Genomic DNA, 25,321 nt, shown 5'->3' with positions numbered 1-25,321 from the left:
CCTGCCGTCGATCAGCCGGGTTCGGCTTTGCGGCTGAACACCGGGGGCAGAGCCCTTTGAAAGAAGAACCGGGCTCTGACCCCTGCGAACCGATATCGAGCACGGGCAAGGAGCCGTCAACGATCACCGCGTGGACGGCGGAGCCGTCCACCCTACGGTGCCACAATGACCTTGCCCAGCACCCGCCGCGCCGCCATGTCTTCCAGCGCGTGCGCGGTGTCCGCCAGCGCATAGCGCTTCGACACCAGCGGCCGCAGCTTCCCTTCCATCATCCAGTCCAGCATCGTGCGCATCGCCTGCGCGTTGGCGGCCGGCTCCTTGCGCTGGAAATCGCCCCAGAACACGCCCATCACCGAAGCGCCCTTGAGCAGCATCACGTTCCACGGCACCTGCGGGATCGCGCCGTTGGCGAAGCCGACCACGAGGTGGCGTCCGCGCCAGGCGATCGAGCGCAGCGCGGGCTCGCTGTAGATGCCGCCGACCGGATCGACGATGACGTCCGGCCCGCGGCCGTCGGTGGCGGCGCGGATCGCCTCGCGCAAGTCGTCGCGTTCATAGTCGATCAACACGTCGGCGCCGCATTCGCGGCACACGGCCAGCTTGTCGGCGCTCGATGCCGCCGCGATCACGCGCGCGCCCAGCGCCTTGCCGATCTCGACCGCGGCCAGGCCGACGCCGCCGGCCGCGCCCAGCACCAGCAGCGTCTCGCCGGGCTGCAGGGCCCCGCGGTCGGCCAGCGCATGGTGCGCCGTCCCGTAGGTGAGGGTGACGGAGGCGGCCACGTCGAAGTCCATGCCGGCGGGCATGGGCACGAGCGTGGACACGGGCGCCAGCGCCAGTTCGGCGAAGGCGCCGGTACGGGTGAAGCCGATCACGCGGTCGCCCGGGCCGAACGCCGTGACGCCCGGCCCGACGGTGCGCACGATGCCGGCGAACTCGTTGCCGGGGATAAAAGGGAGCGGCGGCTTGACCTGGTACTTGCCCTGGACGGTCAGCACGTCGGGGAAATTGACGCCGGCGGCCCTGACCTCGACGACCACCTGGTCCGGCCCCGGCTGCGGGTCCGGCACCTCTTCCAGCGCCAGGCTGTCCGGCGGCCCCCAGTTCCTGCAGACGACGGCTTTCATGTCTCTCTCTCCCTGTTATCGGATACGTAAATATCGGATTATGGGCCCATTCGGCCTTCTGCGTTCCCGCAACATGCAGTACGGGTGAGTTGCTAGAGTCTTCCAGTCCCAGCGGTAGATGAATGGAGGGAGAGGCGATGACGATCCGCTACGGCTGTTTTTTCAGCTATGCCCATGGCCGGCACGAGCTCATGCAGCGCTTCAAGACCACGCTGGCCGATGCGCTGCGCTGCTATCTCGAGCCGTATTTCGACGACGAGGACGAATTGTTCGTCGATTCCGAGCAGCTCGGCGGCGGCGACGACCTCGACCGCAAGATCGCGCGCGCGATGTGCGAGAGCGTCTGCATGGTGCTGATCTATACCCCGAAGTACGAGGCCCACGCGTACACGCGGCGCGAGTACGCCGCCATGCGCCTGCTCGAAGCCGAGCGAGCCACCTGGTATCCGCTGCCCAGCCGGCTGATCATCCCGGTGATCATGACCCGGCACCCGGAGCGCCTGCCGCCCCAGGTCAGCGAAGCCGCGTTCTACGTCGATTTCTCCCGCTTCACGATGGCGACGGCCGACTTGAAGTCGAACCCGGAATTCCTGCCCGACATCGCCAAGATGGTCCGGCGGATCGTCACCCACTACCAGTACCTGAAAAAGTGCACGCCGCCGGGGCATGACTGCAACCAATTCGTGCTCCCCGATGTCCCACCCCCATGGCGCGAGATACCGGATCCTACCTTCCCAAAAAAATGAGGAGCCCTATGGAAACCAACCGCATCACCGCAAGACCGGACGCATCCGTTGGCCAAGTGACGACGTTCTATTCCTACGACAGCGCGCCCGCGCGCAGCCTCGCCCTCGTGCACGCGGCCTGGCTGCTGGCCGGGCGCGAAGGGGCAAGGACACCGGTGCTGATGATCGACTGGGACCTCGAAGCGCCCGGCCTGCACCACTACTTCGGCGCGACCGGCCAAGCGTCCGGCAACCTGCGCGGCGGCGTGCTCGAACTGTTCGAGGCCTGCCGCGAGGGCCTGGACAAGGCGGCGTCCCACGCGCGGCCGCTGCGCTCCACCGACGGCGCGGCCGCCGCGCAGGCCGCGCGCGTGCTCGATGCCCTCGATTGGGACGACTACATCGAACGCGTCGACGACAGCCGCCCCCTGTACCTGATGCGCGCCGGCCGCCTCGACGACAGCTACGGCGAACGCGTCGACCGGCTCGACTGGGACGGCCTGTTCGGCGCCTGTCCGGGGCTGTTCCGCGCCTTCGCCGCGCGCCTGGCCGGGCGCTTTGCCCACGTGCTGATCGACTGCCGCAGCGGACGCTCGGCGGCTGCCAGTGTCTGCACGGCGCTCCTGCCCGACAAGATGGTCGGCCTGTTCACGCCCGACCCGCGCAGCCTGGACGGCCTGCGCGGCGTGGTCGCGCGCGCCCTCGACTACCGCTGCAGCCACGAGGACGAACAGCGTCCGCTGCTGGTCTATCCGCTGCCCGCCCCGGTGGAGGCGGCGGGCGAGGGACGGCGCCGCTGGCGCCTGGGCGATGCGAGCCGCGGCGTGCGGGGCTACCAGGCGACGCTGGAAAAGATGCTGGGGGAAAGCTACGGCCTGGCCAGCGTGACGCTCGACAGCTACCTCGACGAGGTGCAGTTGCCGCAGGCCGCCATCCTCGGCGCGCCGCTGCCGAGCGGGCGCGCGCATCCGGGCCAGGGCGACCGCCTGGGCCCGCTGCGCGGCATCGAGGCCTTGCTCGAATGGCTGGAACCCGGCCATTTCCCGTGGCGCCCCCTGGCCGAAGTGCGCCTGCTGCAGGCGGCCGAGGCCTTGCGCCGCCGCGCCGCCGATCCGCAGGCCTCGAGCATGGTGCGCGAACTGGCGCGCCTGGGCCACCTGTACCTGGGCCAGCACGGCGAACTGGAGGCGGCGCGCCGCATCGAGCAGCACGTGATCGCGCTGGAAGCCGGCTTGCACGCGATGGAAGAGGGCACGCGCGGCCATCCGGGCGCGCGCCGCGCCGGCGACGTGCCGGCCGGGAGCGGCGACGGCGCGGGCACCGAGGCGCCGGTGGGCGGCGCGGCCGGCAGCGGCGCGGCGGCCGGGGCCGAGGTGCTCGACGAAGCCCTGTCGCGCCTGCAGGAACTGATCGACAGCCGCAGTCCGCGGGAGGCGCGCGCGCTGGCCGACAGCCTGCGCAGCCGCGTCCTGCGCCCGAGTGTGGCGCATCCGCTACGGCGACGGGCGGCGGCGATGATCAAGCAGGTCTACCTGCAGGAAGGCGACAAGGATGCGCTGCTGGCCTTCACCGAGGACGAGGTCTCGTCCCTCGAAGGCGCCCTGATCCAGGCGGCCGGCGGACGGCCGCTGGTGGCCGGCTGACGGCCTGTTTCGCGCGTTGCGCCGGCCCGTGCGGCGGGCGCGGTTGTGCACGCAGTTGTGTAATAAATGTGCAGCGCGATGGGGTGAACTGGCCGTTGCTTCAGGTAAAATCGCGGCATGCGTATCCTTATCAGTAACGACGACGGCTATCTTGCCCCCGGCATCCAGGCCCTGGCCGCCGCGCTCGCGCCGGTCGCCGACATCGTGGTGGTCGCCCCCGACAGCAACCGGTCGGGCGCGTCCAATTCGCTGTCGCTGGACCGTCCGCTGTCGGTGTCGAAGGCTGCCAACGGTTTTTATTTTGTCAACGGCACCCCGACCGATTGCGTGCACATCGCATTGACGGGGCTGCTCGACTATCGTCCGGACCTCGTCGTCTCCGGCATCAACAACGGCCAGAACATGGGCGACGACACGCTCTATTCGGGCACGGTGGCCGCCGCGACCGAGGCCTACCTGTTCGGCATCCCGGCGATCGCCTTTTCGCAGGTGCATGGCGGCTGGTCCGAGGTGGAATCGGCGGCGCGGGTGGCGCGCGACATCGTGCAGCGCCGCTTCGACCTGATCGATTCGCCGTTCCTGCTGAACGTGAACATCCCGAATTTGCCATATGAAAACATGGGCGCGCTGGTGCCGACCCGGCTGGGCCGGCGCCACCAATCCGAGCCTGTGATCCGCGGCCAGGATCCGCGCGGCCGGGAAATCTACTGGATCGGTGCGCCCGGCGCCTGTCGCGATGCGGGCGAGGGTACCGATTTCCACGCGACCGCCGGCGGCAATGTGTCGATCACGCCCTTGCAGGTCGACCTCACGCACCGCGAACAGCTCGACTTGCTGCGGCGGGGGTTGGGATGAGCGAGAAGCGCAGCAATTTTCCCTTGCCCCTGTCGTCGGTGACGGGCGGGACGACGCGAAAGCCTGCTGCGCCGGCGCCCGTGGCCACGCCGCAGACGGCGACCCAGAACGCGCGCTCGAACCAGGCCGGCCCGGCGCCGGGCGCGGCCAAGCCGCAGGCGGGCGCGCAGCCGCCACAGCCGCAGCAGACGCTGGCCAGGTCCGACCTGATGGCCACCGAGGCGCCGCGCCGCGCCATGGCCGCGCGCGTGGCGCGCCAGGGCGTCAAGGATCCGCAGGTGCTGGTGGCGCTGGAAACCGTGCCGCGCCACCTGTTCATCGAGGAGGCGCTGTCGGCCCAGGCCTATGCCGACGTATCGCTGCCGATCGGCCACAACCAGACGATTTCGCAGCCCTACATCGTGGCCCGCATGATCGAGTTGCTGAAGGGGAGCGGCCGTCCGCTGGAGCGCGTGCTCGAGATCGGCACCGGCTGCGGCTACCAGGCCGCCGTGCTGGCCTGCGTGGCGAAAGAGGTGTATTCGATCGAGCGGATCAAGCCGCTGCACGAGCTCGCCAAGGCGAATTTACGGCCCTTGCGTATCGCTAACCTGCGTTTACAGTACGGAGATGGTATGCTTGGGCTCCCGCAGGTGGCCCCGTTCGACGGCATCATCCTCGCGGCGGCCGGACTCGACGTGCCGCGCGCACTGCTCGAGCAGATGGCCATCGGTGCCCGCCTCGTGGCCCCCGTCGGCGCGCAGGTCCAGCACCTGCAGCGTATTACCCGCACCGGCAAGTCGGAATGGACCAGCGAGACGCTGGAAAGCTGCCATTTCGTTCCGCTGCGGCCAGGCATCGCCTGAATGCCAGAATGTTGTAACAGAATTAAGAGAGAATGAAACCAACGCCCCGTTTAGCCCTGTTGACCCTTAGTCTTGGCGTGCTGTCCGCCTGCAGTACCGAGACCCGTGTCGCCCCCGTGATCGATCGTCCGACCTCGTCCGTCGCCATTTCGCGCCCGCGTCCCGCCGCGCCGCCGGCAGAGGACACCCGCCCGGATGCCGCCGGCACCTATACCGTGCGCCGCGGCGACACGCTGCTGCGCATCGCGCTGGACCATGGCCAGAACTACCGCGACCTGGTGGCCTGGAACAATCTTTCCGATCCGGACGACATCAAGGTCGGCCAGGTGCTGAAGGTGGCGCCGCCGGAACGGGGCGGGAATGCCGTCGTGACGAACCCGATCGCCATGCCGGGCGCCGACAAGCCGGCCGCGCCGCCCAGGAAGACGGAGCCGAATGGTGCCAAGAAGCCTTACAGCGATGCCGCCCTGGCCCAGAAGGAAGACAATCCGAAGGCGGAAAAGGTGACCGGCATCGCCGCCGGCAGCACCGTCACCGCCAGCGACGACGAGAAACTGAGCTGGATGTGGCCGTCCGACGGCCGCATCGTCGCCACCTTCGACGAAGGCAAGAACAAGGGCATCGACATCGCGGGCAGGCTGGGCCAGCAGGTGATGGCGGCCGGGTCGGGAAAGGTGATGTATGCGGGCAGCGGCATCCGCGGATATGGTAATCTCGTGATCGTCAAGCACAGCAACAGCCTGTTGTCGGCTTATGCACACAACCGAACGATCGTGGTCAAGGAAGGTCAGAATGTGACCAAGGGCCAGGTGATCGCGGAAATGGGCAATTCGGATACCGACACGGTCAAACTGCATTTCGAAATACGCCAGCAGGGCAAGCCGGTCGATCCGGCCAAGTTCCTGCCCAGCCGCTAGAGACGCCCATGAAATCGCCGCCCGACCCGCTCGAACCAGATTTGCCGGATGATCCGGACGACCTGCCGGACGAGGCGGAGGAGGGCGGCGAGCGCCCCGGCGATACGCTCGCGGGCGCGGCCGACAACGCGCCGCTCGACGGCGCCGACGAGCTCAAGCACGTGCTGCAGGCCGAGCTCGCGACCGACACCACCCAGCACTACCTGAACCGCATCGGCGCCAAGCCGCTGCTGTCGGCCGAGCAGGAAGTGCATTACGCGACGCTGGCCAAGTCCGGCGACTTCGCCGCGCGCCAGAAGATGATCGAGCACAACCTGCGCCTCGTCGTCTCCATCGCCAAGCATTACATCAACCGCGGCGTCGTGCTGCTCGACCTGATCGAGGAGGGCAACATCGGCCTGATGCGCGCAATCGACAAGTTCGAGCCGGAGCGGGGTTTCCGCTTCTCGACCTACGCGACCTGGTGGATCCGCCAGAGCATCGAGCGCGCCATCATGAACCAGGCGCGCACGGTGCGCCTGCCCGTGCACATGGTGCGCGAGCTGAACCAGGTGCTGCGCGCCAAGTACCATCTCGAGGCCCAGCACCACGACGGCAAGGAAGCCGGCGCCGAGGACATCGCCAGCCTGGTCGGGCGCCCGGTCGAGGAAGTGCAGGACATCCTGGCGCTGTCCGAGCACGCGACCTCGCTCGACGCCCCGCTCGACAACGACCCCCAGAGCAGCCTGATGGACATGCTGCCGGACGAGGGCGACGTCAGCCCGGACGCCCACGCCGAACAGCACGAGATGACCTTGCTCGTGCGCGACTGGCTGCAGAAGCTGCCGGACAAGCAGCGCGTCGTCGTGATGCGCCGCTTCGGCCTGGACAACGACGACCCGGCCACGCTGGAAACCCTGGCCGAGGAGATGGGCGTGACGCGCGAGCGGGTGCGCCAGATCCAGCAGGAAGCCCTCGTCAAGCTCAAGCGGGCCATGGCTGCCCGTGGCGTCGTGCGCGATTCCTTGTTATGATGCCCGCCGGGCCGGGACAGGCCCGTTTTTATTTTTCCGTGTGACGGCGGCGCCAGAACCTCGTCATTCCCGCGCAGGCGGGAATCCATACTGAAGCACCGAAGTCGCATTGCCGGCACCCCGGCTCCGTGAATCTCAGCATGGATCCCCGCCTGCGCGGGGATGACGCCGATCGATGGCGCGGGTGTGCCGGCATGCCGTCCTGATTCGCTTTTCTTCTACTCCCATGCAAGAAACCTTCATCAACATCAAATCCCTCGACATGGACGCGCGCGGCGTCGGCCACCTGGAGAACGAGGACGGCACGCCGGGCAAGGTGATCTTCGTCGAAGGCGCGCTGCCGGGCGAGCGCGTCAGCTTCGAGACCCTGCGCAAGAAGAAGAACTGGGAATCGGGGCGCATGGTCACGCTGCAGAAGGCGACCTCGATGCGCGTCGAGCCGAAATGCCCGCACTTCTGGCACTGCGGCGGCTGCTCCATGCAGCACCTGGAGCCCAGCGCCCAGGTGGCGATGAAGCAGCGCGTGCTGGAAGACAATCTGTGGCACATCGGGAAGACCAAGGCCGAGAACATCATGCGCCCGATGTACGGCCCGACCTGGGACTACCGCTACCGCGCGCGCCTGTCGGTCCGCCACGTCGCCAAGAAGGGCGGCATGCTGGTCGGCTTCCACGAGCGCCATTCGTCCTACGTGGCCGACATGACCAGCTGCGAGATCCTGCCGGACCACCTGTCGGCCATGCTGGTGCCGTTGCGCGAGCTGATCGGCGCCTTGTCGATCTACCAGCAGATGCCGCAGATCGAGGTCGCCATCGGCGAGGAAACCACCGTGCTGGTGCTGCGCATCATGGCGCCGCTGTCGCCGGCCGACGAGGTGCTGGTGAAGGCCTTCGCCGACAAGTGGAACATCCAGTGGTGGCTGCAGCCGAAGGGCCCGGACACGGCCGCGCCTTATTATCCGCCGCAGCACGCTCCCAACTACAAGGAGCTGTACTACACGCTGCCCGAATTCGGCATCAGGATGCCGTTCAAGCCCACCGACTTCACCCAGGTGAACCACCAGATCAACCGCCTGCTGGTGCAAAAGGCGCTGCGCCTGCTGGACGTGCAGAAGGACGAGCGCGTGGCCGACCTGTTCTGCGGCCTGGGCAACTTCACGCTGCCGCTGGCGACGCAGGCGCGCGAAGTCGTGGGCATCGAAGGCAGCACCGCGCTGACCACGCGCGCGCTGGAAAATGCCCGCGCCAACGGCCTGGATGCCAAGACCACGTTCTATACCCGCAACCTGTTCGAGGTGACGAAGGACGACCTGGTGGCGCTGGGCAAATTCGATCGCATGCTGGTCGACCCGCCGCGCGACGGCGCCGTCGCCCTGGCGCTGGCGCTGGCCGAGCTGCGCCAGACCAATCCGGACCTGATGCCCAAGCGCATCGTCTACGTCTCGTGCAGCCCATCGACGCTGGCGCGCGACGCCGGCATCCTCACGCACCGCGCCGGCTATGTGATGAGCAAGGCGGGCGTGGCGAACATGTTCCCGCATACCTCGCACGTGGAATCGGTGGGCGTGTTCGACCTGCTCGACGACTTCCAGCCGCGCGAGTTCGTGGCGCAGGAGCAGGCGCCGCAGGCGGATCCGCAGTAACGCCAAAAACCGCCGCACCTGAAACAACGTCGTCCCCGCGCAGGCGGGGACCCAATCTGCAAGCTGTACGACAGCGCCTGCAAGATTGGGTCCCTGCCTCCGCAGGGACGACGTTGTTTTATCGTTGTTGTAGTTGTTGTATTTTCGCGGCCACCTGCCCCAGCAGCGCAAACAGCTTGTCCGCATCCACCGGCTTGACGAAGTAACTGTCGAACCCCGCAAACGCCGCGCTGGCCTGGTCCGATTGCTGGCCGTAGCCCGTGATCGCGGCCAGCGTCGCCGTATCCCCTCCCGGCAGCCGGCGCAGGCGGCGCGCCAGTTCGTAGCCGTTCATGCCGGGCAGGCCGATGTCGAGCAGGAAGGCGTCGTAGCGTGCCTCTTCGGCCCGTGCCAGCGCGTCGGCGGAGTTGTGCAGCACCGTCACCGCGTGGCCCGCCGACTCCAGCAGCAGGCCCAGCGTCATGGCGGCGTCGACGTTGTCGTCCACCAGCATCAGGTTCAGGCTGCGCGTGGCGCTGCCGGCCCCGGCGCAGGCCGCGGTGCCGCACGCCGTCGGCGCGGCGCGGGTGCGCAGGCGCGGCAGGCGTACCGTGAATTCGCTGCCCTTGTTGCGGCCCTCGCTGGTCACCGTCACCATGCCGCCGTGCAGTTCGACCAGGCTCTTCACCAGGGCCAGGCCCAGTCCCAGGCCGCCCTGGGCGCGGTCCGGCGTGCGCTCGGCCTGGGAGAACAGGTCGAACACGGTCGGCAGCAGTTCGGCCGAGATGCCGATGCCGTTGTCGGACACGCTCACCAGCACCTGGTCGTTGCTGGCGCCCATCCAGACGGCCAGCCGGCCGCCTTCCTGGGTGTACTTGGCGGCGTTGTTGAGCAGGTTGGCCAGGATCTGCACCAGGCGCTTGTAGTCGCCCTGCACGAAGGCGGCGTCCGGCGCCGGCGCGACGCGCAGCTCGAGCTGGTGGCGGCGTCCCTCGATCAGGGGGCGCACCTGCTCGACGGCGTCGGCCACCACGCTGCGCAGGTCGACCTCGTCGCGCGCCAGCACGACCAGGCCGCGCGTGACGCGCGAGACGTCCAGCAGGTCGTCGATCAGGCCCGTCATGTGCGCCACCTGGCGCGCGATGATGGCGCTGGTGCGCTCCACGCGGCTGCCGTCGGGCGGACCCATGTTCAGGAGCTGGGCCGCCGCCGCGATCGGCGCCAGCGGGTTCCTCAGCTCGTGCGCCAGCATCGCGAGGAATTCGTCCTTGCGGCGGTCGGCCAGGCGCAGCGCGTCTTCCGCGCGCACCCGCTCGACGGCGCTCCAGGCCCGTTCGGCCACGTCCTCGATCAGGCGCACGATGTCGGCGTTCCACAGCCGCGGCAGGTTGTCGTTGATGAACATGCAGGCCGTCAGCGCGCCGTTGCGGCTCAGGGGCACCATCACGCCCGCGCGGATCTGCAGCGAGACGAAATGGGGCCAGGTGTCGGGTCCGCCCGTGCGCGGGTCGCGCTGCAGGTCGCTCGACACCCAGGTGCCCTGCGACAGCGAGGCGAAGTTGGCGTTGCCGAACAGGGCGGCCGGGAAGGTGCCGTTCAGCTCGGCCACCATGCCGTCCGTGTAGTTCGAGTGGAAGGTGACGATCTGCTTGTCGGCGTCGTAGTCGCCGTACAGCACGCGGCTGACCTGCAGGAAGCGGCCCAGCATGGCGCCGGTGCGCAGGAAGATCTCGTTCGGATCGTCGAGGCGGCGCAGCACGTCGGACACCTCGAGCCGGAACTCGTTCATGTCCAGCAGCGTGGTCTGGCGCGCCACGGCATCGCGCAGCGCCTGCTCGGCGCGCACCCGGTCCAGCGCTTCCCAGCTGCGTTCGGCGATGTCGGTGGCCAGGCGCTGGGTTTCCTCGTCCCAGTCGCGCGCCTGGGATGCGTGGCCGACCAGGGCGCCCAGCAGCTTGCCGCGGCGTACCTTGGGCAGCACGAGGATGGCGCGCGCGCCGGCCGCGGCATAGCGGTCGCCCCGTTGCGGCAAACGCGGGTCGAGCAAGGCGTCGCGCACGGCCAGCGGCGCGCCGGTGCGCAGCAGGGCCAGGGCCTGCGGGCCGAAGTCGTCCAGGCGCGCGCGCCGGCCGGCCAGCGCCACGCCTTCGTCGCGCAGCCAGTCGTGCACGACCTCGAAGCTGTTGTCGGTCTCGTCGGCCTCGACGTAGCAGGTGCTGGACAGGTCCAGCTGCTGGCCCAGCAGCGTGCAGGCGCATTCGACGATGTCGGACGGGTGGTGCAGGCGGCGCAGGCTGTCCACCACCTGCAGCTGCACGGCGTGGCGCCGCTCGAGCTGGACGCGCTGGGTCGTCTCGCTGGTCACGCACAGGATGCCGCGTACCTTGCCGTGGTCGTCGCGCAGCGGCGAATAGGCGATCGTGAACCAGCCGTCGTAGGGATGGCCGTCGCGGGTGACGGCCGTCGGCACGTCTTCGCCATAGGTCGCGTGGCCGGCCAGCGCGCGCTCGACGAGCGGCTTCATGCCGGGCCAGCGCGACGGCCACACGTCGGCCAGCGGCATGCCGAGGGCGTCCGGATGGGCGACGTCCAGCAGGGGAGCGAAAGCGGCGTTGTAGAGCAGGGTAAGGCGCGGGCCCCACGCGAGGTACATGGGGAACTCGGATTCGAGGATCAGGCTGGCCGCATTGCGCAGCGCCGAGCACCACGACTCGGGTGGACCGAGCGGCGACGCGGACCAGTCATGGAGGTGATAGCCGGCGCGGATGGCGCCGGCGCTGCCGAGCGGGTGAAAGTCGCACGCCGTGGCTTCCATGGTGGTCGCTTTCTAGTCCGAAAGCTTCATTTTATGTGCAAAAGAATGGCTTGAACCACCCCTTGAGAAAAAAATACACTTGTCGGTTATGCCCCGATATTGACAGAAAAGGTATAAAAATTATCAGGCGACATGCTTTTTCTGCAAAAGGCATGCCGCCAAGGCACGATCCCGCCGTTTAGAACTTGGTGCGCACGCCGATCACGAAGTTACGGCCCGGCAGCGGCGCGATGTCCTTCAGCACCGAGGTCGACAGGCGGATGTCGTCGTTCAGCAGGTTCTTCGCCAGCGCGAACCAGGTGACGTCGGTGCCGCCGATGCGCTGGGTGTAGGAGATGTTGGCGTCGAGCTGGTTGTAGCCCGGCGTGTCCGTCGTCTCCGCTGCCGCCAGGCGGTCCTGGCCGCGCGCGTGGATCAGCGACAGGCCGCCGCGCCATGCCCCTTCGCGGTAGCCGATGCTGGCGCCGATGCGGTCGGCCGGCTGCAGCGGCAGGTTGCCGCCCGCATCGAGCTTGCCGCGCGAGGTGTCGCCGAACAGGCGGCCGGACCAGCCGGCGCCCGTCTGGTTGTAGGTCAGCTCGGCCTCGGCGCCGCGGATGTGGGCGTCGGCCTGCTCGAAGATGCGGGTGCGCAGCTCGTCGCCCGGATTGCCTTCGTCGTCGACCATGTCGTCGGTGATGCGGCCGTAGATGTAGTTGTCGACGTTGTTGCGGTAGACGTTGGCCTTCCAGCGGATCAGGCCGCTGGTCTTGGCCAGCGACAGCTCGATATTGCGCGAGGTTTCCTTCGTGAAGTCCGGATTGCCGATGTCAAAGGTAGCCGTGGCATCGTGCGGACCGCCCGAATACAGTTCCTCGATGGCCGGCGCGCGCTGGGCATACGACAGGGTCGCACCCACGCTGTAGCCCGGCATGAAGGGCCAGGCCGCGCCGAACGAGCCCGAGGTCAGGTCGAAGGTACGCTTCTTGTTGCTGACCGGTTCGCGGTCGACGGATTCGTAGCGCAGGCCGCCCGACAGTTTCACGGGGCCGGCATTCGCTTCCTCGACGAGGAAGGCGGCCGCCGTCTTCGAGTGGGTCAGCGGCACCGTGTCGGCGCCGCCGTCCGGGCTCAGCGCCGAGAAATGGGTGTTTTCGGTCTGGAAGCCGAAGGTGCCGTGCAGGCCGGCGATGGGCGCGTGGGTCAGCTCGCCGCGGGTTTCCAGCGTGCGGTTATGGAACAGCACTTCCGGGCCGTCCTCGCCCAGCTCGGCGTGCTCGTAGTCCGTATAGCCGGCCTTCAGGCGCAGCGTCTCGAAGCCGGCCAGCGGGCGCTTGATCATGCTGTCGAAGTCGTAGCGGTCCTGCTTCTGGTCGATGCGCGAACCCTCGTCGCTGGGAATGCCGTACAGGTTCGACAGGTGCGAGGCCGAGATGCCGGCATAGCCCCAGTCGTCGATGTACGAGCCGCCGATACCGATGTTCTTTTCCAGCGTGTCCGAGTGCGGCAGGCGGTCCATGCTGGTGGACGGGTCGTTCAGCACGCGCGTCTCGGGGATCTTGTAGTCCTTCGTATCGCGCCAGTTGCCGTCGATGTGCAGGGCGATGTGGTCGCCGACCTTGCCGTCGGCCGTGCCGGACACGTTGCGGCCGTTGTCGACGGTGCTGTAGCGGGTTTCGATCTGGCCGGTGGACTTGGCTTCGAGCTCGGTCGGGATGCGTTCGTTGACGACGTTGACGAGGCCGCCGATCGCGCCCGAGCCGTACAGCAGGGCGGCGGGGCCGCGCAGGATCTCGATCTGGCGCGCCACCGCGCCTTCGGAAGCGACCGCGTGGTCGTTCGACAGGCCGGAGACGTCGGACGTCGCCATGCCGTTTTCCAGCATCTTGACGCGCGAGCCTTCCATGCCGCGGATGATCGGGCGCGAAGCGCCGGCGCCGAAGGCCGAGGCAGACACCCCCAGCTCCTGGGACAGCGTCTCGCCGATCGAGCTGCCGACCTTGTCGCGCAGCTCGTCGCCGGCCAGGACCTTGGCCGGCGTCAGGATCTGGTCGCTTTCGCTGGTGCGGAACGGCGACGCGGTGACGATCACCTTGTGCACGGCGTTGCCGTCGGCATCGGTGGCATCGGTGGTCTGGGCGTGGATGGCCGGTTGGAAGGCGAGCAGGATCGCGCTGGCCAGCAGCGTACGTTGAATCTTCATGACTGGTTAAAACCTCAAGCGAATGGATAACGGTCCGCACAGCCGCGAGCGATGCTCCGGCTGGGCGGTGAAAAACGAAAGACGAAGGGCGTTATCCGGCCTGGGGTGGGCCGCGCGGCTGGAACGGGCAGGCCGCCAGCAGGCAGATGCCCGGGGTCTCCGGCAGCGAGGGGACGGCATAGGCCAGCTCGGCGGGAACGAACTGGCGCAGGGTGTTCGGCAGCGCATAGGCGATCTGGGCGCTGGCCTGGCACTGGCCGCACAAATCGTGCAGGCCGGGCTTGGACGGCTTGCCGCCGTCGTTCGACGCGCCCGCCTGCGCCTGCACTTGCGTGAGGCCGATGCGTTCGCTGACTTCGCTCCAGTGCGTATAGCCGTGCGCGAGCGACAGCTGCTGCGTGATCAGCAGCAGCAGCGACAGCAACACATGGGTCAGGCTACGTGGCATGGATGGATAGCGTAGGGGCGAACGTATATTCTACGCAGAGACGTTGGATTCTGACAATTAAACTTTCGTTCACTTGCGGGCGGGCCGAGCGCTGGACGAAAAAAAACCGGTCCGAAGACCGGTTTTCTCGCAAGGGCACGCCTTAGTCGCGGTTGCCGAAGCCGATGCCCAGCAATTGCAGCAGGGCGGTGAACACGTTGTAGATGTCCAGGTAGATCGACAGCGTGGCCGTGATGTAGTTGGTCTCGCCGCCGTTCACGATGCGCTGCACGTCGAACAGCAGCCAGGCCGAGAAGATGCCGACGATCATGACCAGCAGCACCAGGTGCAGGGCCGGGATCTGCAGGAAGATGTTGGCGATGCCGGCCAGCAGCACCACGATGGTGCCGGCGAACAGCCAGCTGCCCATGCCCGAGAAGTCGCGCTTGGAGACGGTGGCGATGGTCGCCATCACGGCGAACACGGCCGCGGTGCCGCCGAACGCGCCCATCAGCAGCGCGCCGCCGTTGGAGAAGCCCAGCGTGATGCGCAGGAGCGGCGTGAGCATCAGGCCCATGAAGAAGGTGAAGCCGAGCAGCACGGGAATGCCGGCCGCCGAGTTCTTGGTCTTCTCGATGGCGAAGATGAAGCCGAAGGCGATCGCGAAGAACAGCAGCACGCCCAGGCCGCCCGTGAAGGCGGGCACGTGGAAGGTGATGCCGACGAAGGCGCCCAGCACGGTCGGGATCATCGACAGCGCGAGCAGCCAGTAGGTGTTGCGCAGCACGCGGTTGCGCGAGGCCTGGACGGCCGATGTGTCGTAGGTTTTCTGCAGGCTGGGAATCATGGTGCCCTCCGGTTGGTAAATGGCGATACAAGCACTATATGGGGATCGTCGGCCCCCATCAATGGCGGGAAGACGGGTTTTAAGCAATCCCTAAGCGGGCGCCTGCATGCTGGCGACGCCGCGTCCCCGCATCGGCGGGCGGGATATTGACAACATGACTGTAACATCGACTGCGCGGGCAGTCCAATCTCGGTAATGCGGTCGATCTATGCTAAAATCGCCGGTTGATTGAGTTTTCAACTTCTCGATTTAAACCTTTCTTTTTATTGGAGTTTTACATGGCAATCGAACGCACCCTGTCGATCATCAAACCTGACGCCGTCGCGAAAAACGTGATCGGCCAAATCTACAGCCGCTTCGAAGGCGCTGGCCTGAAGGTCGTCGCTGCCCGCATGGCCCAGCTGTCGCGCGCCGAAGCCGAAGGCTTCTACGCCGTCCACAAGGAGCGTCCGTTCTTCGGCGCCCTGGTCGACTTCATGGTCTCGGGCCCGGTCATGATCCAGGTGCTGGAAGGCGAAGGCGCGATTGCCAAGAACCGCGAACTGATGGGCGCAACCGATCCGAAGAAGGCTGACGCCGGCACCATCCGCGCCGACTTCGCCGACTCGATCGACGCCAACGCCGTGCACGGTTCGGACGCTGCCGAAACCGCAGCCGTCGAGATCGCCTACTTCTTCCCGGCCCTGAACGTCTACTCGCGCTAATTTGGCGCGCTAATTTGGCGCGCTGAACTGCCGAGAACATTTTTTCTCGTGTTAATGCAGCGTGCCTGCGTTAACATACGTCGTATCCCCGCTCGCCCAGTGCTGTAGAGCCCGGCGGGCGGGATTTATTTTGGAATCTACTGGAATCATTATGGCAACTCTCACCAACCTGCTGGACTTCGATCCCGCGCAGCTCGTCGCCTATTGCGCCGAGTTGGGGGAGAAGCCGTTCCGCGCCAAACAGCTGCAGCGCTGGATCCACCAGTTCGGCGCGTCGAATTTCGACGACATGACGGACCTGGCCAAGTCGCTGCGCGAAAAACTCAAGAGCCGCGCCGAAGTCCGCGCGCCGGCCATCATCAGCGACCACACGTCCGCCGACGGCACCCGCAAGTGGCTGGTCGACGTCGGCAACGGCAACGCCGTCGAAACCGTGTTCATCCCGGAAGAGACGCGCGGCACGCTGTGCATTTCCACCCAGGCCGGCTGCGCCGTCAATTGCCGTTTCTGCTCGACCGGCAAGCAGGGCTTCAACCGCAACCTGACGGTCTCGGAGATCATCGGCCAGCTGTGGATGGCCGAGTTCGAGCTGCGCAAGACCAAGGGCATCGAGCCGGGCCCGAAGGGCGAGCGCCAGATCACCAACGTCGTCATGATGGGCATGGGCGAGCCGCTGCTGAATTTCGAGCCGACCGTCACCGCGCTCAAGCTGATGCTCGACGATAACGCCTACGGCCTGTCGCGCCGCCGCGTCACGCTGTCGACCTCGGGCGTCGTGCCGATGATGGACAAGCTGTCCCAGGAATGCCCGGTGGCGCTGGCCGTTTCCGTGCACGCGTCGAACGACCCGCTGCGCGACGGCCTGGTCCCGCTGAACAAGAAATACCCGCTGCGCGAGCTGATGGCCGCCTGCAAGCGCTACCTGGAATTCGCGCCGCGCGACTTCATCACCTTCGAATACTGCATGCTGGACGGCGTCAACGACAGCGACGAGCATGCGCGCGAGCTGATCGCCCTCGTGAACGATCCGGAAGTGGGCGTGAACTGCAAGTTCAACCTGATTCCGTTCAACCCGTTCCCGGAATCGGGCCTGCTGCGCTCGAAGAACCCGCGCATCAAGGCCTTCGCCCAGGTGCTGATGGACGCCGGCATCGTGACGACGATCCGCAAGACCCGCGGCGACGACATCGACGCCGCCTGCGGCCAGCTGGCCGGCGAGGTCAAGGACCGCACCCGCGTCAACGAGCGCATGAGCAAGATGGCCGAGTACCAGAAGAAGTTCGGCGCCAACTTCGGCAAGATCGTGGAGATCGCTTCCTGATGGCGGGTTCGGCCGGACGCCTCGCCAGCTGCGTCATCGCGGTGTCCCTGCTGTCGGCCTGCGCCGGCAGCGGCGCCCCCACGCAGGAACTGAAGACGGCATCCGACCAGACGGCCGCGGAAAAGCGCGCCTCCATCCGCCTGCAACTGGCGATCGGTTACTTCCAGAACGGCAAGAACGAGATCGCCCTCGACGAGGTCAAGCAGGCCATCGCGGCCGACCCGGACTATGCCGACGCCTACGGCGTGCGCGCGCTGATCTATTCGGCGATGGGCGAGACGGCCCTTGCGGACGAGAACTTCCGCCATGCGCTGCGCCTGGCGCCGCGCAATCCCGACCTGGCCAACAACTACGGCCTGTTCCTGTGCGACGCCGGCGGCCGCCCGCGGGAAGCCATGACGTATTTCGAGAGCGCGCTGAAGAACCCGGCCTACGCTACTCCCGTCAAGGCCATGTCCAATGCGGGCAACTGCAGCCTGAAACTCAAGGATATCGACGCGGCCGAGCGCTACCTGCTCGATGCGCTGCGTTACGATCCCGACCTGCCGGCGACGCAAGCCGGGCTGGCGCGGGTGTATTTCGAGCGGCGCGACTATACGCGCGCCGGGTTTTTCATCAACCGCCTGACGGAGACAGCGAAGCTCGACGCGCTGTCGGCCGACGTGCTGTGGCTGGCCATCCGGGTCAAGCGCATGCTCGGCGACCGGTCCATGGAAGCATCCCTTGCGGCGCAGCTGCGCAAGCGCTTCCCCGGCTCGCCGGAGTACGCGGCATTCGAGAGCGGTGCATTTTAAGCGAGAGAGACGACGACAATGAGTTCCGAGCGTGCAGATCAGCCGGCGACGCCCGACAAGCAGGATGGGGTCCCGGGTCAGACCCTGGCCGCCCAGCGTGAAGCGATGGGATGGTCGGTGGAGCAGGTGGCCGACCAGTTGAAGCTGGCCGTGCGCCAGGTGGTGGCGCTGGAAGCGGGCGACTACGCCTCGCTGCCCAGCCCTGCCGTGACGCGCGGTTTCGTGCGCGCCTATGCCAAGCTGCTGAAGATGGATCCGGCCCCGCTGGTGGCCAAGATCGAAATGGACACGCCGGCCCCGGTCGACAACAGCGCGGCCACCGCGGCGCGCCGTCCGACGCCGGCCTCGTTCTCGGAATCGAAGTTCCCCAGCCACGGCAAGCGTTCCTCGCTGCCGCTGGGCTGGATCGCCGGCGCCGTCGTCGTGGTCGCCGCTGCCGCCGCGGCCTGGCAGTTCGGCCTGATCCCTCTCGGCCACCACGATGCCGAGGGCGGCCTGGCCGCGCCGGGCACCGGAACGAACGGCGCCGCCGGCGTCGCGACCGAGGCGCCGGATGGTCACGCCGTCGAAACGCTGCAGAGCCCGTCGGTGCCGCTGATCTCGGTGCCGGCGCCGGCCGGCGAGGCCGCGCCGGCCGCCGCACCGGCCACGGGCACGGCAGCAGTTCCGGCTACCGGCGCGGCCGCCGGTCCCGTCGTGAACGTGCCCGCGACCACGGCCACGGGCGCGCCGCCGGCAGCGGCCCCGGCCGCACCGGCGACCCCGGCTGCGACCCTCGGCAACGTGCCTGCCGCCGCGACGCAAGCCTCGGCCCAGCCTGCAGCCGCGCCGGCCGCGGCCGCCGGCGCCAACCCGCTGGTATTCAACGTGCGCGAGGATTCGTGGATCGAAGTACGGCCGGCCAAGGGCGGCCCGGCGCTGATTTCGCGCCTGGTCAAGGGAGGCAGCACGGAGACCGTCAACGTGGACCAGCCGGTGCGCGTGGTGGTCGGCAACCCGGCCGGCGTGAGCGCCACGCTGCGCGGCAACGCCGTCGCGCTGCCGCCGGTGCCGGGCAAGACGCTGTCCCGCATTAATCTCCAATAAGTTGCAATAACCGGATTACGAGCAAGATGAACGCTACGAATATGTGCGCCGAACCGATCCCGTCGGGTCCGCTCGCACGCCGCGCCAGCCGCGGCGTGATCGTGCAGCACGGCGCGCGCAAGGTGCAGGTCGGCGGCGACGCGCCGGTCGTCGTGCAGTCGATGACGAATACGGATACGGCCGACGCGATCGGCACCGCCATCCAGGTCAAGGAACTGGCGCGTGCCGGTTCCGAAATCGTGCGCATCACCGTCAACACGCCGGAAGCGGCGGCCGCCGTGCCGGCCATCCGCGAACAGCTCGACCGCATGGGCGTGGACGTGCCGCTGGTCGGCGACTTCCACTACAACGGCCACCTGCTGCTGCGCGACTTTCCCGAGTGCGCGCAGGCGTTGTCGAAGTACCGCATCAACCCGGGCAACGTGGGCAAGGGCGCCAAGCGCGACAGCCAGTTCGCCCAGATGATCGAGACCGCGATCCGCTACGACAAGCCGGTGCGCATCGGTGTCAACTGGGGCAGCCTGGACCAGGCGCTGCTGGCCCGCATCATGGACGAGAACGCCGCGCGCGCCCAGCCGTGGAGCGCCCAGGCCGTGATGTACGAGGCCCTGATCACGTCCGCGATCGAGAACGCCCAGCGCGCCGAGGAAATCGGCCTGGCGCGCGAGAAGATCGTCCTGTCGTGCAAGGTGTCCGGCGTGCAGGACCTGATCGCCGTGTACCGCGAACTGGGCAAGCGCTGCGACTACGCGCTGCACCTGGGCCTGACGGAAGCGGGCATGGGCAGCAAGGGCATCGTCGCCTCGACGGCCGCCTTGTCCGTGCTGCTGCAGGAAGGCATCGGCGACACGATCCGCATCTCGCTGACCCCGGAACCGGGCGGCGACCGCACGAAGGAAGTCGTCGTCGGCCAGGAGATCCTGCAGACGATGGGCTTGCGCAAGTTCACCCCGATGGTGATCGCCTGCCCGGGCTGCGGCCGCACGACGTCGACCGTGTTCCAGGAGCTCGCCGACAATATCCAGACCTTCCTGCGCGAGCAGATGCCGACCTGGAAGAAGGAGTTCCCGGGCGTGGAAGCGATGAACGTGGCCGTGATGGGCTGCATCGTCAACGGCCCGGGCGAATCGAAGCACGCCAACATCGGCATCTCGCTGCCGGGCACGGGCGAATCGCCGGCGGCCCCGGTCTTTGTGGATGGCGAAAAGGTCGCTACACTGCGCGGGGAGCGGATCGTGGATGAGTTCAAGACGATCGTGCTGGATTATGTGAAGAAGAACTACGGCAAACAGCCGGAAATTATCTAACGTCGTTCCCGCGCAGGCGGGAACCCATGCTGAGCCTTCGTGGTCCGCTCAGCTTGGATCCCCGCCTGCGCGGGGATGACGGTTTTACGTGTGCGGGATCAGAGCACCGTCGTTTTGCCCAAACAGGAAACGACGGCAAGGAAGAAATAGAATGTCCGACAAAAAAGAGAAAATCGTCGCCATCAAAGGCATGAACGACATCCTGCCGGCCGACGCGCCGCTGTGGGAACTGTTCGAGAACACCGCGGAATCGGTCCTCAAGAGCTACGGCTACCAGAAGATCGTTACCCCGATCGTCGAGGAAACGGGCCTGTTCGCGCGCGCCATCGGCGCCGTCACCGACATCGTCGAGAAGGAGATGTACTCCTTCACCGACTCGATGAACGGCGACCAGCTGACGCTGCGCCCGGAAGGCACGGCCGGCGTCGTGCGCGCCGTGGTCGAGCACAACATGGCCTACGACGGTCCGAAGCGCCTGTGGTACAAGGGCCCGATGTTCCGCCACGAGCGTCCGCAGCGCGGCCGCTACCGCCAGTTCTTCCAGTTCGGCGCCGAGGCGATCGGCTTCTCCGGCCCGGACATCGACGCGGAACTGATCATGCTGTGCCGCCGCCTGTGGGACGACCTGGGCCTGGACGAGATCCGCCTGGAGCTGAACTCGATCGGCAACGCGGAAGAGCGCCAGCGCCACCGCGCCGACCTGATCGCCTATTTCGAGGCGAACATCGACGTGCTGGACGCGGAAGCCAAGCGCCGCCTGCACGCGAACCCGCTGCGCATCCTGGACACCAAGAACCCGGCGATGCAGGACCTGGTCAACGCCGCGCCCAAGCTGCTGGACTACCTGGGCGAGGAATCGCTGGCGCATTTCAATGGCCTGAAGCAGATCCTGGACGCGAACAACGTCCAGTACACCGTCAACCCGCGCCTGGTGCGCGGCCTGGACTACTACAACCGCACCGTGTTCGAATGGGTCACCGACGCGCTGGGCGCGCAGGGCACCGTTTGCGCCGGCGGCCGCTACGACCCGCTGATCGAGACCTTCGGCGGCAAGCCGACGCCGGGCATCGGCTTCGCGATGGGCATCGAGCGCCTGATCGAGCTGATGAAGGCACAGGGCGAACCGGCCGAGCCGTCGCAGTGCGACGTCTACATGGTGCACCAGGGCGATGAAGCGCGCATGAAGGCCTTCATCCTGGCCGAGCGCATCCGCGATGCCGGCCTGGACGTGGTGCTGCACTGCGCGACCCCGGCCGGCGCCGGCAGCTTCAAGAGCCAGATGAAGAAGGCCGACGGTTCCGGCGCGGCATTCGCGGTGATCCTGGGCGAGGACGAAGTCGCGAACGGCACTGTCGCCATCAAGGCGCTGCGCGAGGCCGACGCCGCCGCCCAGCAGAACACGGTCGCCTTCGACGAAGCCGTCGACTACCTGGTCGACCAGATCGTGTCGGGCCACGATCACGACCACGGTCATGATCACGAGCACGTGCACTACCACCCGTAATCCATTCACCATCATCCACCAATAAGAACGACGTCCATGGCATACGATCTCGAAGAACAGGAACAGATAGCCAATTTCAAGGCCTTCTGGAGCCGTTTCGGCAACCTCATCACCTGGGTGGTGATCATCGCGCTGGCCGCCTACGCCGGCTGGAATTTCTGGGGCTCGCACCAGCGCAAGCAGACGGCGGAAGCGTCCGCCCTGTACGACGAACTGGTCAACGCCAGCCAGGCCCAGGACAATGCCAAGACCCAGCGCATCGCCGGCGACGTCGAAAGCAAGTTCGGCTCGACCGCCTACGCGCCGATGTCCGCGCTGGTCGCCGCCAAGGCGGCGTTCGACGCGAACGACCTGAAGACCGCGAAGGCCCAGCTGCAGTGGGCGATCGATCACGGCAACGACGAGTACAAGTCGATCGCGCGCCTGCGCCTGTCCGGCGTGCTGCTCGACGAGAAGGCGTACGACCAGGCGCTGGCGCTGCTGAACGCCGACTTCCTGCCGCAGTTCGCCGCCGAGGTGCAGGACCGCAAGGGCGACGTGCTGGTCGCCCAGAGCAAGATCGCGGACGCCCGCACGGCCTACCAGGCCGCGCTCGACAAGATGGACAAGAACCATCCGGGCCGCCAGATCGTCCAGGTCAAGCTGGATGCGATCGGCGGCGCGCCGGCGGTGACGGTCAAGCCGGCCTGACAGGCCGGCAGGACACGCGCAATAAAAAAAACGTCGTCCCTGCGAAGCCAGGGACCCAATGTTGCGTGAGCAGTTGCAACGCCAGCAAAATTGGGTTCCCGCCTGCGCGGGAACGACGCAGGTTGCATGCGCTCCCGCCCTTGCGGGAGCAAGGTATTTTCAAGAACAAGGTAAAAACAACATGCGTATTTCCCGCAAGCTCGTTGGTGTCGGTGTCCTTGCCCTGATGACGGGCTGCTCCACCTTAAGTTCGCTCAACCCGTTCTCGTCCAAGCCGAAGGGCAACCAGCCGGCGCCGCTGGTCGACCTGAAAGGGTCGATGGCCGTGCGCACCGCCTGGAAGCTGGACGTCGGCAAGTCGCAGAACTACCTGATGGCGCCGGCCGTGGCCGACAACACCGTCATCGCCGCGGGCGGGAACCAGATCGTGCGCGCCGAGGCGGCCAGCGGACGCCAGCTCTGGCGCATCAAGACCGATGCCGACCTCACCGCGGGCGTGGGCACCGACGGCAACGTGATCGTGGTCGGCGCCGCCAAGGGCCGGCTGCTGGCCTACGACATGGACGGCAAGCAGATCTGGAAGGCGCAGCTGTCGAGCGAGATCCTGTCGGCGCCGGCCATCGGCGAAGGCGTCGTCGTCGCGCGCAGCATCGACAACCGCATCGTCGGCTTCGACGCCAAGACGGGCGAGAAGAAGTGGACCGTGCAGCGCACCTCGCCGCCGCTGACGCTGCGTTTGGCGCCGGGCATGATCGTGCACGACAAGGACGTGATCATCGCCCAGCCGGGCGGCAAGCTGCTGTCGCTGCTGCTGGCCACCGGCGCGCCGCGCTGGGAACTGGAAGTGGGCGTGGCCAAGGGCGCGACCGAACTGGAACGCGTGACCGACATCGGCGGCGCGCCCGTCATCATCGACGGCGACGTGTGCGCGGTGACCTACCAGGGCCGCGTGGGCTGCTTCGACCTCTCGAACGGCAGCGCGCGCTGGACCCGCGACATCTCGTCGGAAGTGGGCGTGGCCGCCGACCAGCGTTTCATCTTCGTCCCGGACGACAAGGGTTCGATGTTCGCCTACCAGCGCGACTCGGGCACCAGCGCCTGGAAGAACGACAAGCTGGCCTACCGCCGCCTGTCCACGCCGGTGTCGTACGGCCGCGCCGTCGCCGTCGGCGACTACCAGGGCTACGTGCACTTCCTGTCGCGCGAGGACGGGGCCTTCCTGGCCCGCGCCGCCACCGACGGCAGCGCCATCGTCGCGCCGCCGCTGGTCGTCGGCTCGAACCTGATTTTTCAAACACAAAACGGAACAGTGACCGCCATCGCGGTCGAATAATATTGCAATGAAGCCGGTAATCGCACTCGTAGGTCGCCCGAACGTCGGGAAGTCGACCCTTTTCAATCGCATGACCCGCTCGCGCGACGCGCTCGTGGCGGATCTGCCGGGCCTGACACGTGACCGTCACTATGGCGAGGGCCGGATGGGCGAACGCCCCTTCCTGGTCATCGATACCGGCGGTTTCGAGCCGGTGGCCAAGGAAGGCATCATGCACGAAATGGCGCTGCAGACGCGCCAGGCCGTCGCCGAAGCCGACGTGGTCATGTTCATCGTGGACGGCCGCCAGGGCCTGACCCCGCACGACAAGACCATCACGGACTTCCTGCGCAAGTCGGGCCGCAAGGTCATGCTGGTCGTGAACAAGAGCGAGGGCATGAAGTACACCTCGGTCACCGCCGAGTTCTACGAGCTGGGCATGGGCGACCCCTACGTGATCTCGGCCGCCCACGGCGACGGCACGCTGGACCTCGTCAACGAGGCGATCGACCAGGCGCTGCAGCAGCGTCCGGAAGAAGAGGAAGAGCTGGCGCCGGCCGACCATGGCGTCAAGATCGCGCTGGTGGGCCGCCCGAACGTGGGCAAGTCCACGCTGATCAACACCCTGGTCGGCGAGCAGCGCGTGATCGCCTTCGACATGCCGGGCACCACCCGCGATTCGATCGAGGTGCCGTTCGAGAAGGGCGGAAAACACTACACGCTGATCGACACGGCCGGCATCCGCCGCCGCGGCAAGGTATTCGAAGCCATCGAAAAATTCTCGGTGGTCAAGACGCTGCAGTCGGTGTCGGAAGCGAACGTCGTCGTGCTGATGCTCGACGCCCAGCAGGACATCTCCGAGCAGGACGCCCACATCGCCGGCTTCATCCTCGAGACGGGCCGCGCGCTCGTCATCGCCGTCAACAAGTGGGACGGCCTGACGAGCGACCAGCGCGACCAGGTCAAGAACGACATGGACCGCAAGCTCGACTTCCTGGGCTTTGCCGAGACCAAGTTCATCTCGGCGCTGAAGGGCACCGGCATCAACCACCTGATGAAGTCCATCGACACGGCCTACGCCGCGGCCACGGCCAAGCTGTCGACGCCGCGCCTGACCCGCGCGCTGCAGGAAGCCGTGGAAAAGCAGGAACCGAAGCGCAAGGGCGGCACCCGTCCGAAGATGCGCTACGCCCACCAGGGCGGCCAGAACCCGCCGATCATCGTCATCCACGGCAATGCGCTCGATGGCGTCACCGAGCCGTACAAGCGCTATCTGGAAAAGCATTTCCGCGACACGTTCAACCTGATCGGCACGCCGCTGCGGATCGAACTGCGCAGCGGTAAGAATCCGTTCGCCAAGGGCGACGAGTAAGCCTGCGCCTGGCGCGGCCCGCATTACCCCGTCGTCCCTGCGCAGGCAGGGACCCATACGGAGCGACCGTAGTCGACCTGTCGGCTTGCAGCTTCGCTTCAATCAGCATGGGTCCCTGCCTGCGCAGGGACGACGCTTTTTCCGGCTTTGGCGGGCCGGATTTAAGCCAGGTTTAACGGTAGCAGTACGACAAAGAAGACCAAAACAGGTTACA

The 25,321-nt window shown here is 67.1% G+C and carries 21 protein-coding genes; 16 read left to right on the top strand and 5 right to left on the bottom strand.

What is annotated here, in order from left to right; genetic code table 11:
- Positions 1–152 precede the first annotated feature (152 nt).
- A complete protein-coding gene (locus tag QPK32_RS20820; RefSeq protein ID WP_290414710.1) occupies positions 153–1,127 on the bottom strand; it encodes an NADPH:quinone oxidoreductase family protein in 975 nt (324 codons plus the stop codon).
- A 137-nt stretch (positions 1,128–1,264) separates the two neighbouring features.
- On the opposite strand from QPK32_RS20820, the gene QPK32_RS20815 reads away from it, so the two are divergent.
- The 7 genes from QPK32_RS20815 (at position 1,265) to rlmD (ending at position 8,767) form a co-directional block, all read left to right on the top strand.
- Positions 1,265–1,873: a toll/interleukin-1 receptor domain-containing protein gene (locus QPK32_RS20815; RefSeq protein ID WP_290414709.1), complete on the top strand. Its 609-nt coding sequence runs from the start codon at positions 1,265–1,267 to the stop codon at positions 1,871–1,873.
- A gap of 8 nt (positions 1,874–1,881) precedes the next feature.
- Positions 1,882–3,495, top strand: a complete 1,614-nt coding sequence (locus QPK32_RS20810; RefSeq protein WP_290414708.1) for a hypothetical protein — start codon at positions 1,882–1,884, stop codon at positions 3,493–3,495.
- Between the two features lie 117 nt (positions 3,496–3,612).
- The gene (surE, locus tag QPK32_RS20805) at positions 3,613–4,350 is read left to right on the top strand and encodes a 5'/3'-nucleotidase SurE (RefSeq protein WP_290414707.1); all 738 of its coding nucleotides are present in this window, start codon (positions 3,613–3,615) and stop codon (positions 4,348–4,350) included.
- Complete coding sequence (locus tag QPK32_RS20800) at positions 4,347–5,195, top strand: protein-L-isoaspartate(D-aspartate) O-methyltransferase (RefSeq protein WP_290414706.1); 849 nt, start codon at positions 4,347–4,349, stop codon at positions 5,193–5,195. The genes surE and QPK32_RS20800 overlap by 4 nt, the downstream gene beginning before the upstream one ends.
- Positions 5,196–5,227: 32 nt before the next feature.
- Positions 5,228–6,112 carry a peptidoglycan DD-metalloendopeptidase family protein gene (locus QPK32_RS20795; RefSeq protein ID WP_290414705.1) on the top strand — a complete coding sequence of 295 codons (885 nt, stop codon included), beginning with the start codon at positions 5,228–5,230 and terminating at the stop codon, positions 6,110–6,112.
- An 8-nt stretch (positions 6,113–6,120) separates the two neighbouring features.
- Positions 6,121–7,125: an RNA polymerase sigma factor RpoS gene (gene rpoS, locus QPK32_RS20790; RefSeq protein ID WP_290414704.1), complete on the top strand. Its 1,005-nt coding sequence runs from the start codon at positions 6,121–6,123 to the stop codon at positions 7,123–7,125.
- Positions 7,126–7,351: 226 nt separating this feature from the next.
- Positions 7,352–8,767, top strand: coding sequence for a 23S rRNA (uracil(1939)-C(5))-methyltransferase RlmD (gene rlmD, locus QPK32_RS20785; protein WP_290414703.1), 1,416 nt, complete (start codon positions 7,352–7,354; stop codon positions 8,765–8,767).
- A 118-nt stretch (positions 8,768–8,885) separates the two neighbouring features.
- Here rlmD and QPK32_RS20780 read toward each other — a convergent pair whose 3' ends face one another.
- From QPK32_RS20780 to QPK32_RS20765, 4 genes are all read right to left on the bottom strand, one after another.
- Positions 8,886–11,561: an ATP-binding protein gene (locus tag QPK32_RS20780; RefSeq protein WP_290414702.1), complete on the bottom strand. Its 2,676-nt coding sequence runs from the start codon at positions 11,559–11,561 to the stop codon at positions 8,886–8,888.
- A gap of 178 nt (positions 11,562–11,739) precedes the next feature.
- On the bottom strand, positions 11,740–13,743 hold the full coding sequence (locus QPK32_RS20775; RefSeq protein WP_290414701.1) for a TonB-dependent receptor: 2,004 nt from the start codon (positions 13,741–13,743) through the stop codon (positions 11,740–11,742).
- 91 nt (positions 13,744–13,834) lie between these two features.
- The gene (locus QPK32_RS20770) at positions 13,835–14,191 is read right to left on the bottom strand and encodes a DUF2946 family protein (protein ID WP_290414700.1); all 357 of its coding nucleotides are present in this window, start codon (positions 14,189–14,191) and stop codon (positions 13,835–13,837) included.
- Between the two features lie 142 nt (positions 14,192–14,333).
- Complete coding sequence (locus QPK32_RS20765; protein WP_290414699.1) at positions 14,334–15,017, bottom strand: Bax inhibitor-1/YccA family protein; 684 nt, start codon at positions 15,015–15,017, stop codon at positions 14,334–14,336.
- Positions 15,018–15,295: 278 nt separating this feature from the next.
- Between QPK32_RS20765 and ndk the strand changes: the two genes are divergently transcribed.
- From ndk to der, 9 genes are all read left to right on the top strand, one after another.
- Complete coding sequence (gene ndk / locus QPK32_RS20760) at positions 15,296–15,721, top strand: nucleoside-diphosphate kinase (protein WP_290414698.1); 426 nt, start codon at positions 15,296–15,298, stop codon at positions 15,719–15,721.
- Between the two features lie 151 nt (positions 15,722–15,872).
- Positions 15,873–17,042 carry a 23S rRNA (adenine(2503)-C(2))-methyltransferase RlmN gene (rlmN, locus tag QPK32_RS20755; protein ID WP_290414697.1) on the top strand — a complete coding sequence of 390 codons (1,170 nt, stop codon included), beginning with the start codon at positions 15,873–15,875 and terminating at the stop codon, positions 17,040–17,042.
- The gene (gene pilW / locus QPK32_RS20750) at positions 17,042–17,836 is read left to right on the top strand and encodes a type IV pilus biogenesis/stability protein PilW (RefSeq protein WP_290414696.1); all 795 of its coding nucleotides are present in this window, start codon (positions 17,042–17,044) and stop codon (positions 17,834–17,836) included. Before rlmN ends, pilW begins: the two co-directional genes overlap by 1 nt.
- A gap of 18 nt (positions 17,837–17,854) precedes the next feature.
- A complete protein-coding gene (locus QPK32_RS20745; RefSeq protein ID WP_290414695.1) occupies positions 17,855–18,922 on the top strand; it encodes a helix-turn-helix domain-containing protein in 1,068 nt (355 codons plus the stop codon).
- A gap of 41 nt (positions 18,923–18,963) precedes the next feature.
- A complete protein-coding gene (gene ispG, locus QPK32_RS20740) occupies positions 18,964–20,229 on the top strand; it encodes a flavodoxin-dependent (E)-4-hydroxy-3-methylbut-2-enyl-diphosphate synthase (RefSeq protein WP_290414768.1) in 1,266 nt (421 codons plus the stop codon).
- A 151-nt stretch (positions 20,230–20,380) separates the two neighbouring features.
- A complete protein-coding gene (gene hisS, locus QPK32_RS20735; protein ID WP_290414694.1) occupies positions 20,381–21,733 on the top strand; it encodes a histidine--tRNA ligase in 1,353 nt (450 codons plus the stop codon).
- A gap of 36 nt (positions 21,734–21,769) precedes the next feature.
- Positions 21,770–22,423: a tetratricopeptide repeat protein gene (locus tag QPK32_RS20730; protein WP_290414693.1), complete on the top strand. Its 654-nt coding sequence runs from the start codon at positions 21,770–21,772 to the stop codon at positions 22,421–22,423.
- Between the two features lie 181 nt (positions 22,424–22,604).
- Entirely contained in the window at positions 22,605–23,756 is a 1,152-nt protein-coding gene (bamB, locus tag QPK32_RS20725; RefSeq protein WP_290414692.1) for an outer membrane protein assembly factor BamB, read from the top strand.
- A gap of 7 nt (positions 23,757–23,763) precedes the next feature.
- Positions 23,764–25,107 carry a ribosome biogenesis GTPase Der gene (der, locus tag QPK32_RS20720; RefSeq protein ID WP_290414691.1) on the top strand — a complete coding sequence of 448 codons (1,344 nt, stop codon included), beginning with the start codon at positions 23,764–23,766 and terminating at the stop codon, positions 25,105–25,107.
- Positions 25,108–25,321: the final 214 nt, after the last annotated feature.

It is taken from the genome of Massilia sp. YIM B02763 (genome assembly GCF_030412015.1).
In the GTDB taxonomy this organism is placed as follows: domain Bacteria; phylum Pseudomonadota; class Gammaproteobacteria; order Burkholderiales; family Burkholderiaceae_D; genus Telluria.
This window is presented reverse-complemented; position numbering and strand designations above follow the sequence as displayed.